This is a genomic window from Gemmata sp. SH-PL17, from assembly GCF_001610855.1.
Taxonomy (GTDB): Bacteria; Planctomycetota; Planctomycetia; order Gemmatales; family Gemmataceae; genus Gemmata; species Gemmata massiliana.
In genome coordinates, this window is record NZ_CP011271.1 from 7,968,615 (window position 1) to 7,981,193 (window position 12,579).

At 64.3% G+C, this 12,579-nt stretch carries 10 protein-coding genes; 3 read left to right on the forward strand and 7 right to left on the reverse strand.

Going from position 1 to position 12,579, the window contains the following annotated elements:
- Window positions 1-38 precede the first annotated feature (38 nt).
- Entirely contained in the window at window positions 39-3,449 is a 3,411-nt protein-coding gene (locus VT84_RS33205; RefSeq protein WP_082842559.1) for a protein kinase domain-containing protein, read from the forward strand.
- Window positions 3,450-3,605: 156 nt separating this feature from the next.
- Here VT84_RS33205 and VT84_RS33210 read toward each other — a convergent pair whose 3' ends face one another.
- On the reverse strand, window positions 3,606-3,845 hold the full coding sequence (locus tag VT84_RS33210) for a hypothetical protein (RefSeq protein WP_052551055.1): 240 nt from the start codon (window positions 3,843-3,845) through the stop codon (window positions 3,606-3,608).
- Window positions 3,846-4,928: 1,083 nt separating this feature from the next.
- On the opposite strand from VT84_RS33210, the gene VT84_RS33215 reads away from it, so the two are divergent.
- A complete protein-coding gene (locus VT84_RS33215; protein WP_082842560.1) occupies window positions 4,929-5,864 on the forward strand; it encodes a WD40 repeat domain-containing protein in 936 nt (311 codons plus the stop codon).
- 382 nt (window positions 5,865-6,246) lie between these two features.
- Window positions 6,247-7,125 (forward strand): WD40 repeat domain-containing protein, encoded by an 879-nt coding sequence (locus tag VT84_RS33220; protein WP_082842561.1) that lies wholly within the window; start codon window positions 6,247-6,249, stop codon window positions 7,123-7,125.
- A 10-nt stretch (window positions 7,126-7,135) separates the two neighbouring features.
- On the opposite strand, the gene VT84_RS33225 is transcribed toward VT84_RS33220, so the two are convergent.
- The 6 genes from VT84_RS33225 to VT84_RS33250 all read right to left on the reverse strand — a co-directional run bounded on the left by VT84_RS33225 (window position 7,136) and on the right by VT84_RS33250 (window position 12,578).
- Window positions 7,136-8,419, reverse strand: coding sequence for a YkgJ family cysteine cluster protein (locus VT84_RS33225; RefSeq protein WP_082842562.1), 1,284 nt, complete (start codon window positions 8,417-8,419; stop codon window positions 7,136-7,138).
- Window positions 8,420-8,497: 78 nt separating this feature from the next.
- The gene (locus tag VT84_RS33230) at window positions 8,498-9,322 is read right to left on the reverse strand and encodes a hypothetical protein (protein ID WP_082842563.1); all 825 of its coding nucleotides are present in this window, start codon (window positions 9,320-9,322) and stop codon (window positions 8,498-8,500) included.
- 485 nt (window positions 9,323-9,807) lie between these two features.
- The gene (locus tag VT84_RS33235; RefSeq protein ID WP_052551046.1) at window positions 9,808-10,746 is read right to left on the reverse strand and encodes a N(4)-(beta-N-acetylglucosaminyl)-L-asparaginase; all 939 of its coding nucleotides are present in this window, start codon (window positions 10,744-10,746) and stop codon (window positions 9,808-9,810) included.
- Between the two features lie 95 nt (window positions 10,747-10,841).
- A complete protein-coding gene (locus VT84_RS33240) occupies window positions 10,842-11,108 on the reverse strand; it encodes a hypothetical protein (protein WP_052551044.1) in 267 nt (88 codons plus the stop codon).
- Window positions 11,109-11,305: 197 nt separating this feature from the next.
- Window positions 11,306-11,521, reverse strand: coding sequence for a carbon storage regulator (locus VT84_RS33245; protein ID WP_052551042.1), 216 nt, complete (start codon window positions 11,519-11,521; stop codon window positions 11,306-11,308).
- A 712-nt stretch (window positions 11,522-12,233) separates the two neighbouring features.
- Window positions 12,234-12,578: a hypothetical protein gene (locus VT84_RS33250; protein WP_052551040.1), complete on the reverse strand. Its 345-nt coding sequence runs from the start codon at window positions 12,576-12,578 to the stop codon at window positions 12,234-12,236.
- Between the last annotated feature and the right edge of the window lies 1 nt (window position 12,579).

The following is a 12,579-nucleotide window of genomic DNA, read 5'->3' on the forward strand; positions in this document are numbered from 1 at the left end:
TATTTACCGAGTTACCAGTTCTCTCCCCGGAACGACGAATGGAACAGGGCACCCTGATCGGCGAGACCGCATGGGGCGAGTGCGAATCGGCGATCCGCGCGTTCGAGGACGCCTGGCGCCGGCGCGGCGCGCGGCCCGACGTCGGGGCGTTCATCACCCCGGACGCGCCGCACCCCACGCGACTGCTGGTCGAGTTGGTTCACGTGGACCTGGAGTTCCGCCTCCGGGCGGGCGAGCCGGCCCGGGCCGAAGACTACTTCTCGCGCTTCCCCGCACTGGGCCGAAGGGAGCTGGCCGTCGATCTGCTCGTCGCCGAGTTCGCGCTGCGGAACCGGCACTGTCCCCCCGCGTGGCCGGAAGAGTTCTGGCTCCGGTTCCCGGAAATGACCGGCGACCTCCGCGCCCGAATGCCGGGCGACGGCCGCACCGGTTGGTTCACCGCGACGCGCCCGGTGGAGCGCGCGGAGGGACCGCTCGTCGGGACGCCGGTCATTCCCGGCTACGAGATCTTGGGGGAACTCGGGCGCGGCGGAATGGGCGTCGTGTACAAGGCCCGCGACCTGCTCCTCAACCGAACCGTGGCGGTGAAAACGTTCGCGAGCGCCCCGCGTGCCGACGGGTGCGCCCGGTTCGCGCGCGAGGCCGAAGCCATCGCCCGGCTCGACCACCCGAACATCGTCCCGGTGTACGAGGTCGGGGACTGGCGCTGCGCGAGCGGCCCGACGGTCCCGTACTTCGCGATGAAGTTGTACACGGGCGGGAGCCTGAACGACGCCGCGGCCGGTCGAGGGACTGATCCCAAAGCACATGCGCGAATCGTCGAGGCCATCGCCCGCGCGGTCCACCACGCCCACCAGCGCGGCGTGCTCCACCGCGACCTGAAGCCCTCCAATATCCTGCTCGACGACGACGGGCACCCGCACGTCGCCGACTTCGGCCTGGCCGGGCGCATCGACCCGAGCGACCAGCCGACGCTCACCGCGGTGGTCGCGGGTACGCCCGCGTACATGGCGCCGGAGCAGGCGAGCAACCCGAAGCAGGTGTCCACGGCGGCCGACGTGTACGGGCTGGGCGCGATCCTGTTCAACCGCCTCACCGGGCGCTCGCCGTTCGCCGCAGAAACACCGCTCGCGACGCTGGATCTGGTTACGAACGTACCCGCCGAGCGCCCGTCGGCCCTGAACCCGGCCGTCCCGCGGGATCTCGACACCATCTGCCTGAAGTGTCTGGAAAAAGACCCGGTATGCCGGTACGCGACCGCACAGGAACTGGCCGACGATCTGGAGCGCTGGCGCCTCGGCGTGCCCATCTCAGCGCGCCCGACCCCGGCCTGGGAACACGCCTACCGCCGCGTCCGGCGCCACCCGATCGTTTCCGCGATGGTCACCACCACGCTCGCGGCCCTCGTCGGGGCGGTCGCGATACTGGCCGACAGCAACGCCCGCATCAGCGCGAAGGAGCACGAAGTCCGCGCCGCGTACCTGCGCGAGTGCGCACTGCGTTACAAACTGGAGGAGACGCTCGCCCGCGAGCAACGAGCACTTTACTTGGAGCGCGTCGCGTCTGCGGGCCGGCTGTACGCGGCCAATCAGCTCCCGCAAGCGTGGGCGGTTCTCGATCAATGCCCGGAACAGTTCCGCGGGTGGGAATGGCGGTACCTGGACGCGCTCCGCAAGGCCGACACTCCGGGTCTCGCCGGGCACACGCTACGAATCAACCGAACCGCGTTCCTGCCGGACGGTCGCGCAGTTTCGGCCGACACCTCCGGACACGTCCGCGTATGGGATGCAGCGGGTCGCGCGGAGCAGTGGCACTGGGCGGTCAGCACTTCCCCGATTGCCGCTCTCTCTGCCCATCCGACCCGCAACTGGGTCGCGATCGCCGACGGCAACGCGGTCATGATCTGGGATGCGGACTCCGGCAAGCAAATCGCGCAACCGGCACGCGGACAATGGGCCGCGTTCAACGGCGACGGCACCCGGCTGGCCACGGCCAGCAACGGCACCGTTCAGTTGTGGTCGGCCCCGGACTGGAAGCCGGCTGGTGAACTTCGCGGGCACGATCAAAAGATTACCGCGGGCGCGTTCAGCCCGGACGGGAAGCGGCTCGTGACCAGTTCGTTCGATAGCTCCGTTCGCACCTGGGATCTGGTGACGGAGCAATCGATTCACCGGCGATCGGTCCCGCTCCCGGTTACAGCGCTGGCGTTTACCGACGGCGGCCGGGTGCTCGTTGAGGTTCACCCGGACGCGGTCCTGTTCACCGACTCCACAACTGGAGAACTCCGGGACCGGCTCGACTACCCTGGTGCCGGGCGCCCGGCCGTCGCGACCGGCACCGACCCGCGCACGGTCGCGATCAGCGGCGCGAACGGGGAGATCGTGATATGGGACGCGGCCAGGCGCCGGACCGCACGAACCCTACGCGGACACACCGCCACGGTTGCGGCCGTCGCGTTCAGCCCGGACGGGAAGCGATTGGTATCGGGTGGGGGGGACCAAACGGTTCGGATCTGGAACTTGGCTCAACCGCTGGAAGTTCACACTCTCGCGGACGCGAACGGTGGCGGGGCGCTGTCTTTCGCACCGGGTGGGAAGCAGTTAGCTGTCGGATTCCCCGTTCTCGCGAATCCTTCGCACGCGCGATCAACGGTCCTCGAAACCGCGACCGGCAAGGAGATCCACCGGTTCCCGCCCAGGACGGATATCGCCTTTCACCCGGTTTCCGGGCAACTCGTTGTGGGGCAAGCGGGCGTTCGCGTAACGCTCTTGGACCTCGCCACCGGTAAGGACGTTTGGACGCAAGCGTTCCCGAACGCCCCCACCACGGCCGAAGGCGGCCCCTTTGGTCCGTTGGGCCTGCGCATCGCTTTTAGTGCCGACGGCTCGCGCCTGGCAACTCGCGGTCCGCGGAGCACCGGCGTGCAGTTGTGGAACCCGGTGGACGGTTCGCCAACCGGCCGACTGGAAACCGGCAACTCGTTCGTTTACGCCCTCGAATTCCTCCCCAACGGCTCACGGCTCGCCGTGGCTTCGAGCGACGCGGTTACCATGTGGGACGTCACGACCAGAACGCAGGTGTCGTGGGGTGACGGCGCCAACAGTCGGGGAGCGTCCACGCTCGCGTGTAGCGCAGACGGGCGGTGGATCGCGACGGCTGATCTGGACCGCGGCGTGCGCCTCCGCGACGCGGCGACCGGGCAAACGGTCCGAACGTTCGTGGGGAACACGATGCGGGTGAACGCCCTCGCATTCAGCCCCGACGGAACCCGGCTGCTCACCGGCGGGTCCGACCGAACGGTCCGTGTGTGGGACGTGGAGTCGGGCCAGGAACTGCTCTCCCTTCCGGGAGTCGGGGACTCGGTTTCCGCGGTCGCGTGGGACCGAACGGGGGACCGCATTTACGCCCTCGACGACGCGGTGCGTGTATGGGGCCGCCCCCGCGAGTGATGTGAGTTGATCTTCTGAAGCCAGTTCCGTCACTCGCCTTTACGCTCACGGTGACCTGATGGGCCGCGGCCCGAATGCACACGTGCGTGAATTCACAGGAACCTCTGCCCTCGCAAACGAACACGGCCCGCAACAGCGGGCCGTGTCTGAGATCGGTCACATCGGTGTGAGGATGAGACCGCTCTCCTTATTGCTTTTGAAGTTCCTTATTAGAACTTCGTTTCCTTCGGCTTCTAGGGACACGAGCTTCTCGTAGGTCGCTAGCGCCCAACTCACCACCTCCACCATGCTCCGAGCGCCCGTCGTCTCTTGCAGGCGCCCGATGCGCTCCTGGGTCGGGATGCTGATCTCCAGGTTCATCCGCACGGTCTCGGTTCGCTTCTTTTGTCTCGGCATGCGAGACCCTTCGTGTCAAGAGTGCGACCACCGCGACAACCGCCGAAGCCGCGCAGTAGACACCAAAGCAAACGGTTTTCTGGTACGGGTCGAGGCCTTCAGTGCCATAGCGATATGTCACCGCCAGTCCGGTGACCGTACCGAAAATCGTAAGGCCGCGCTCGCCGCAGTAGCGCACAACGGTCAGCAGTCCCGGGCTCAGCGACAAGCTCATGCCGTTGCTGTTGCCCTCGAAGTCAGGTCGTTGACGCACGCTCATGCTCGTTGTCCCCCGTGTGGGGAAGCAACGACTGCATGAACGCGTCGTTGAGGCTCACGGACATACCGTGACTCCCCACGCCGCGTTCCGGCCGATCGCCCAGGCGCCCGTTACTCACCGAGGTGAGGTGCCGACCATAAAGCGATTTGGGAAGGAACGGGTGATTTTTGATGCGGTGACGCCGTTGCAACACACAACGGACGTAAAACGATTCGATGTGTCTGTCCTCGAACCTCGCTCACGGGATCCCCGCTGGCAAGGGCGCGCCCAGGGCACGCCAGTACACACCGACGGAGGCAACAAACGCCGACGTAAAACGGGCCGGCTACGCCCTCGCTTGTGCCCAAACGGTAATCGACGGCCCGCTCGACCTACGAAGGTTGAGCAGGGTCTCATACCGGAACTGCACCTTTCGGTGCGCTCAGATCGATCCAGTATGGACCGACCTGATACGTGCATACTAAGCGCATTTTTTGCACGCATCAAGTCCAACTGTTGTTTGTGTGTATTAATCGTTGCTGACCGCCAGGGTCGCCTCGCTCACCGCCAAATCGGTATCCGGCTCCGAAAGTTTGCAACCTCGCAAGAGTGGCTTGTTACCCACAGCCCTTGCGGACAGAAGGCACCAAACCGCTACTCCCAATCAGAAACTTGTAGCAAAGTAACCACATCCGTCGCTTTTCAGGTAGAGTGGTGCGTCAATTAGACACCGCATGTATGCGTTTCAGCCCCGACGGATCACTTGCCGCGGCCGGGGGCGCAAGAGGCGGCATCACCGTGTGGGACGTGGATTAAGTTCGCTCCTCCAACTCGAAGTCAGCGCCATGCGCGTACTGCCCGGCCCGACGAAATCGAATCAAGTATTGGCGTGGTCGCCGGACGGGCGCTGGCTCGTGGCCGCCGGAAGCGGTGACGGCGTAACAGTATGGGATGTGGGCACAAACGCCCCCGGCCAGCGCATCTTGAGCGCCGGGCACGGTGGGCGGCTGATGCAGTTTTGTCGCGCGACGGGACGACTATTCGTCGCGTTCCAGGCTGGCGGATTCTGGAACTGGAACCCCGATACAGGAGAAGAGCGTCAGTACTCGTGGTCAAAAGAATACAGCTTACAGTTTCGCAGCATGGCCATATCCGGCGATGGGTGCGAAATCGTTTTTTACTGTTACCGTTATCGTTATCGCTCCAGTCGCCAGCGCCGAGAGGTCGCCGGGTACACTGTGACCGGCAACGGCACGATGAATCAGATCTGGTCACGACCGGACGATAAATGTGCTGACGAGCACTCGTTTGTCTACCACCCGAGCGGAAACCTGTTCGGGCTCGGTCGCCACACCGACGAAGTGCTTCGGTTCGAGCTAATGGAACCCCAAAGCGGCAACATCATTGGTTCGTTCGCCCCGGCCCCCGCAACCGGCCGCATCGCGCACTGGACGCTCTCGCCCGACGGTAACCGGGTTGCCTGGACTGCGGACCAAGCCCTCTACGTTCAGCCTCTTGATTCATCCCAACCACCCCTGAAACTTCCAGCCATCGAAGATGCACATCGGCGCGGGTTGGCGTGGGCGCCGGACGGGCGCATTGTCGCGTATGCGACCGGCACCACAGTGCGCCTGCTCGATCCGGACACGCTGACCGAAGTCCGCGCGCTCGACTGGAACATCGGAAAGCCGCGTGCGGTCGCGTTCAACCCGGACGGGCTCCGCGCCGCGGTGAGCGGCGACGGCGGGCGCGGGTGGGTCACCGTATTCGACCTGGAGTAACGAGGCTCGTCGCCGTGATGTACGGACGGCACTAACTCGCCCCAAAGCCGAGGAACTGCCCACCACAACAATCACCGCATTTTCTTAAATGGCGACACTCTGGACATTTGTCCTGTATAAAATGGGTGTCGATAGGGATTATTGCGCGCATTGATTTAGGGGCGTACTGGAACGAACGGGGCAGTTGCCACACTGAGGGTTAGTAGATGTTAGCCGTTTGGAAGGCTAAAAATGCAATGCGGCATTCGCAAAGCGTTGTCTTGTAATCAGTTGCGAAAATCGCACCCGATTTCCGGGCCGAGATTGTTAGCAAATGTTAGCGAGGCGAAGGGTCTACTTCACCCAGCGCGGCATCAAACAAACGCAAAATACATAGAAATCAATGCGATTGATTGAGGCAGATCTGGGTGAAGTACGAGCGGTAGCCGTATCGCCCGACGGTCGATTCGTTGCCGCGGCTGGAAACAAGTCCTTTGGGATCTTCCACTGGGCCACGGGCGAACCAGCGCACAACACACAGGGATTCGGAACGTCCGATCAGATTGCGTTCGCACCGGGCGCCCAATGGACTGCGCGCGTTACCTTCGGACGGCTCTGGCTCGACAGAATCGTCGCCCCCGTTTCGCTTCCGCCGAAGCCGGCCGTTCGGTTTACGGGCGGTGTCGCCGTTTCGCCGGACGGCAAAGTACTGGTCGCGACCAGCCTCCGCAACTCCTCCGAACAAGCAAAGTTGGAGCGGTGGGCACTACCCGCCTTGCGGTCGATCACCGGGTTCGATTTCTGGTCGCCATTCAGTCGGCTCGCGTTCAGCCCAAATGGTGAATTCCTGGCCGGCATTTGGCACGACGGCTTCGAGTTGCGGTTCGCGGTTTCGGGCGGGCTGGACTACCGCCACCGGATGCCCAAAGACTACAAATTCACATCGCCCGGGTTCGTCTCATTCGACCGCGACAGTGGCACCTGCGTGTTCGGGTGGGACGGCGAGTTTCACATCCTCGACATTTCGACGGGCACGAGCAAGGCGGACCGGATGATTGAGGCGCCGTTTCGCGACGCAGCGTTTATTCCTTCTGCCGATCGGTTCGCAACCGTCGGGGACGACGGGCGATTGAAATTGTGGAACCCGGAAATGTGGGACGTCGTTCGCGAGTACGACTGGGATTGCGGCCCGCTAACGTGTCTCGCGTTCACCGCGGACGGGTCCGCCGGCGTGTGCGGTACCGCCGACGGGCGCCTCGTGCAGTTCGACGTGGATGAATGATGCGAACGTTCTATTCGTCGTCCACTCGACCGTACCACGCGACCAGACGCGGGAGGTCGCCGCGGTTCGCGATCAGTCGGAGCGCGAACTTCTGGCGCACCGAGCCGAGCAGCGGGTTGAAACCGAAGTTGTCGTCCACCATGCGCACGGCCTGTGTTACGGCCGCGTCGGGCGTTTTGCCGCCCGCGACGAGCACGCGCGCGAGCCACATAGCCGCGGGGAACGTGAGGGCCAGCGACTCGATTCCTTCCCACACGCTCAGCCCGAAGTTCGGCGCGCCACAGAACTGGAGTGACTCGATTTTCATCCGGTGCCAGCGCACGAGCAGCGACACAGTCGTATCACTCAGCGCGCCGAGCGGGATTTCGCCCGCCGCGAACGTGGCCGCGTCCGGTAGAGCGGCATGGACCTTCGGAACGCGCCCCCGTGCGCTCGCGAACTTCACCGCAGACATGAACCGGCTCACCGGTCCGCGCTGGGCGGTCCCCTTCTCGGCGCCGTGGTCCTTGCGCGAGAACACGGCCACGAGTTGTCGGAACACGGTGCGTCCGGCCCACCCGGGCCGCTTCACTTCAGTGGCCGACGCTGGTTCTTCGTCCTCGGCCGCGAGGCCGAGGACGTGGAGCAGTTCACTCAGCTTTCCGCCCGTGACGGCCTTTTTGGGATCGCCGCCACCATCGAACGTCGCTTTGCGCAACATCATGACGATGAAGAGGATCTTGCGCCAGCGCCGCTCGAACGGGCCGTCTTCGTCGGCCAGCAGTTTCGAGAACGCGGTCGCGATGCGCCCCACATCGCTCCACGAGACGGCTTGCGAACCTTGCAGCGGGGGCGGAGGGGCTTCGAGAGCGCCCTTCGACGTCGTGCTCTCGAAGAACGCCGCGTACTCGCGTGCGTCGCCGAGTTGCGCGCTGAGTGCTCGCCCCTTGTTCTCCGTCGCCGAGGGGCACGCGAGCCGCAATCCGAGGTTCCAGTGATCGCCGGCCGGTACCAAGAGGAACGGGTAGATGCGGCACGCGAGCGGTTTCGCGGCCGAACCGAACTTCCCGTGAATGCGGCACAGGTTGTCCGCGCCCAGAAACACGCACCCGCCGTCGGCGCGGTGGTTCAGGTAGAACTCGCCGCCGCGCTTCACGAAGTACGGAACGCCCTGGAATTCCGGCAGAGATTCCCAGCCCTGGCCCTCGATACGGCGGCGCTCTTCGGCGGTCGCGGGCACCGCATACGAGCGACAACAGTCGCCGCAGGAATGGCAGTCCCAGTTCTGCAACACGGGTAGCGAGCGGACTTGCATCGAGATGTTCGGCGTTCGGTGTTTGGTGCTGAAGCGGAAGTCGCCGTGCTTATTTTACCCGAACGCGGAACGCCCGTCCTATTTCCGCGCGAGAAGCTCAAACGAATTGAAAAAGCGCTCGGCCGGATCGTCGTTCGGCGCCAGTTCCGGCCCCTCAGCGGACAGGTAATACACGCGCCCGCTGACAACGAAGATCTGCACGATGCGCACGGACGGACCGTTATCCGGTTTGAACACCCACTGGCGCCCGCTCAAATCCGGCTCCGACCGGTGTCGAATCGATTGGCCCTCGACCAGCTTCCCGAACTCGCGCTTGAGCTGCTCGTCGACGCGGGCGAACCACATCTGCTCGCGAATCGGAGCGAGCCACCCGTCGGCGAGATCACCCGCGTTCGGCACGGTCTGCCCCACGCCACAGCAGTACCGGAATGTTGGCCCTTTCGGTCCGTCGGGCTGGTACTGGGCGGTCCGAACGTCGGTCATCCGGACCATCCCGCGCAGCAACCGTTCCTTCTCCCCTTCCGGGGCCGGGAACGGCATTTGAATCCGGTAGCTCCTGTCCTTTGCCGTAACGGGGTACCACTGGGGAGTCACGCTGAAGAACTTCTGGACCCGGTCCATCAGGTCTTTCTTCAGGAAGAATAAGCCGGCCGCACTGAAGTACGACAGGCCGACGAGGATCAACACGCCCTTGATGCGCGTCGCGGCGGTCCAGTCGATGGTGTAGACCACGCCCAAACAGAGGGCCGATGCCGCGATCGCCAGAGACACCGGCACCGCGAGTGAAAGAGCGGCTTCCTGTCCGGTAACTAGCGGGCTCACGAACCACAGCAGCGGAATGCCGAACGGCATCAGGGCGAAGCCGACGAGCACCGACACCGGCAACCCGGCAACGGGCCGCAAGTGGGGATCGTGCTCGGGATCGGGTACCTCGTTCGCAAGTACGGGGGCCGGATTCGATGCCGATCTTTCAGTTTCTTCGCGTGAAAGCTCGGGTCGGCGCCGGCGTGGAGGCGCGATGGGGACCGCCGCAGTCGGACGAGACGGCGAACGGGTTGGCGCTTCGCGCGGGGGTCGGGAATCAGAGCGACTAGACGAACTGTTTGATCGCGACGGCATCAACACTGGGGCGATGTCTTCTGCTGCCACGAACGGAGCCTGACAGCGCGGACAGCCGACCATTTGCCCCAGGACGTCGGGCGGAACACGAGACGCACCCCGACACGCCGGGCACCGGACTACCACCAACGACATTCCGCCCCTCCGCGCTCTGAAAACGTGGGACAGATCAATTCTACCCACCACTCGAAGCGAAATGACCGGGGATTCGGGAAGAAACCGAATTCACGCCGCCGCTTTGTGTCCCGAATCCCGCTCCCAGCGACCGATCAGGCGGTCGGCCCGATCTCCTTGGCGGTGAGCAGTTCCACCTTGTCGCCGCGACCAACGGCATACTTGAAGTCGGTCTTCTCGGTGCAGGCCGCTCCGACGTTGCCCTTCGGATCGAGCGCCAGGAACGCGACCCGGGCCGGATGAACGCCGCGGCGCCCGGCGGCCGCATTCGCTCGTTTGCAGGCCAGTTCGCACGCTTCCTGGGGCGTTTTGCCGGCGCGCATCTGCTCGGCGATGAACAGGCTCCCGCCGATGCGGATGATCTCTTCACCCACACCGGTCCCGCCGGCCGCGCCCGCGAGGTCGTCCACGTACAACCCGGCCCCGATGATGGGCGAATCCCCGACGCGGCCGGGCAATTTGTACCCCAACCCGCTCGTGGTGCAGACGCCGCCCAGGTGCCCCTTCTTGTCCAACGACAGCACCGTCACGGTGTCGTGGTTGAACTCGTTTATGGTGATGTCCGCGGCACCATCGGCCCGAACCGGCGATTTACCGGCCTTTTCTTTCTTTTTCAGGTCGGGGTGCGCGTCGAGCCACTCCTTGATGCTGTCGGCCGTGTATGGAACTTCCAGCGGGAACCCCTGCTGGAGCGCGAACCATTTCGCGCCGTCGCCCACGAGCATTACGTGCGGGGTCTTTTCCATCACACGACGCGCGAGAGCGGCAGGGTGCCGGATGTGCTCGACGCACGCCACCGAGCCGCACGCGAGCGTCCGCCCGTCCATCACACACGCATCTAGCGTGAGCCGGCCCAAGCGGTCCGGCAAACTCCCAAAACCCACCGAGTTGCGGATACTCGTATCGTCTTCGACCGCCTGTGCCCCGGCTAGAGCCGCGTCGAGAGCGGGTTCACCTCGCGCGAGCACCTTCATTGCGGCCTCGACCGCAGTCTTACCGAACGGCCAAGTGGCGATCGTAATTGGTTCTGCCATGAGCAAGTTCCGGGTTCTGGGTTCCGCGTTTCAAAATGAAGAGTGCTTCAGTGTGAACGCGGCGCCGGCTCAAAGCAAGAGGTGGAACCGAGAACTCACCGCACCCCGGAACGGATCATCACCGCGAACGCTTCGAGCGTCGGGGCCGCGAGTGCCGCGTCGAACCAGTAAGTGAGCGGATCGAGCGTGTTTTCGCTCCGCACCGCGGCGCTGAGTTCCGGTGGAATGGTGACGAACTTCACCCGCAGCAGTTTCAGCAAGTCCTCGCGCCGGGCTTCGATCATCCCCGACGCCAGCCCTTCGGCGAAGCCCTCGGCCCGGCCCTCTTGCTTCCAACCCAGGATCATTGCCGGCGACGCCATTGTCCGCTCCTCCACTGGAGATCGAATCACGGGCGACGCAACTCTAGAGCGCGGTGAAACGACCGGTTGGAGGGACCAAATGCGTGGCGGGCGGCGCTCACCTGGGAGCACCGCCCGCCACGCGACCCTGGATGAAGCAAACCAGAGTGACCGGAAGCACAAATCCGGGAGGGGAAGTGAGTTACGAGCGGAGAACGTCAGGAAACGGTCGGAACACCCGTCTGACCCGCTGCCGCCGCGTCGGCCCTCTGTTGCTGCTGGTTCAGCGGGAGCAACTCCTGACGGTAGATCGGAACGTCTCGCGGGGCTTCGATTCCCAACCGAATCTTGCCGCGATCGATGTCCACGACCGTGATACAGATGTTCTCACCGATGAAGATCTTCTCACCCAGTTTACGGCTCAGAACGAGCATGATCGTGTCCCTCCGTTGTGCATCACTCGTCCGTAAAACGCTCCCCAATTCTACGCCACGATTCCGTATGGGGTTGCGGCGACGGGGGAATTGGCTTTTCGACACCTGGGGGAGCGGGCGCACGGCCGGAATAATGAGTGCGCCAGACACCCGAACGGGTGAACACCGCGCCCAACCCACATTGCAGGCGGAATCGCGCCAGGTATTAGGGTGACCACCGCAACTGGCCCGAGGTTCACAGATCTGTTCCGCCCAATTTGCACAAACCGCGTAACCCCCCCCCCCCCACGATTAGACACGTTGTGCGTGGGACGCGGTGACAACCGGTTGTCACTTGCCGAGGAATTGTGCGGACGGAGGCCGAATCACGCGATTTTCGGACTGTTGCGGCTCTGTTAGCCGCATTTGGAGCCGCAAATGAGCAGAAAGCCCCAGAACAGTGCAGAAACGTCGCGAAAGCACGACGGTCGCCCGCACACAACGGGCGACCGTCGGCGAGAAACGGGCGAAACGCTTCCTGTATTCGCCCGGATCTCGTGTTTTGACGCGGGTCGCGACGTCATCGACCGATTGCTGCGGTAGGCCGGCGCCAAAAGGGGTCAGAATGCGTCGCCGGCAGTGAGCGAGGCTGCCGGCGACGTTCTGACGATGAAATGGGGCGCCCCTACGGTTCAGGAATCGGGATTCGGCCGCGACCCGCGACTTTTTGCGGTCACGCCACACACGACATCTCGCTCACAGCGCTGCGGCCCTTGTTCTTCATGAACTCCAGCGGCCGGGGATCGCCCTCGAACCGCGCGTCGGCCGGGTGGAAAATCGCCTGTTTCAGTTTCGCCCGTTGTTCAAGAACGGCCAGCTTTTCGGGCGAACCCGGGGCCGCGGTCGTCGGGGACGAGGGCAGCGGCGCGCTACCGGTGAAGTTACCGACCCCGCGGCGGGCGTACTTCGACGTGGACGGGTACAGTTCCTTCACGCCCGGGGTGTAGTAGCAGCTCCAGCACAGCCCGCGGGGACGGTTGACCTTCGACTTCACGCAGTGGCGGCAGATCGGGTTCATG

Excerpts from the sequence above, each read along its gene's own strand:
- VT84_RS33215 (WP_082842560.1), top strand. The coding sequence starts at position 4,929 with ATGCGCGTACTGCCCGGCCCGACGAAATCGAATCAAGTATTGGCGTGG.
- VT84_RS33225 (WP_082842562.1), bottom strand. The coding sequence starts at position 8,419 with ATGCAAGTCCGCTCGCTACCCGTGTTGCAGAACTGGGACTGCCATTCC.
- VT84_RS33245 (WP_052551042.1), bottom strand. The coding sequence starts at position 11,521 with ATGCTCGTTCTGAGCCGTAAACTGGGTGAGAAGATCTTCATCGGTGAG.
- VT84_RS33235 (WP_052551046.1), bottom strand. The coding sequence starts at position 10,746 with ATGGCAGAACCAATTACGATCGCCACTTGGCCGTTCGGTAAGACTGCG.
- VT84_RS33210 (WP_052551055.1), bottom strand. The coding sequence starts at position 3,845 with ATGCCGAGACAAAAGAAGCGAACCGAGACCGTGCGGATGAACCTGGAG.
- VT84_RS33250 (WP_052551040.1), bottom strand. The coding sequence starts at position 12,578 with ATGAACCCGATCTGCCGCCACTGCGTGAAGTCGAAGGTCAACCGTCCC.
- VT84_RS33220 (WP_082842561.1), top strand. The coding sequence starts at position 6,247 with ATGCGATTGATTGAGGCAGATCTGGGTGAAGTACGAGCGGTAGCCGTA.
- VT84_RS33240 (WP_052551044.1), bottom strand. The coding sequence starts at position 11,108 with ATGGCGTCGCCGGCAATGATCCTGGGTTGGAAGCAAGAGGGCCGGGCC.
- VT84_RS33205 (WP_082842559.1), top strand. The coding sequence starts at position 39 with ATGGAACAGGGCACCCTGATCGGCGAGACCGCATGGGGCGAGTGCGAA.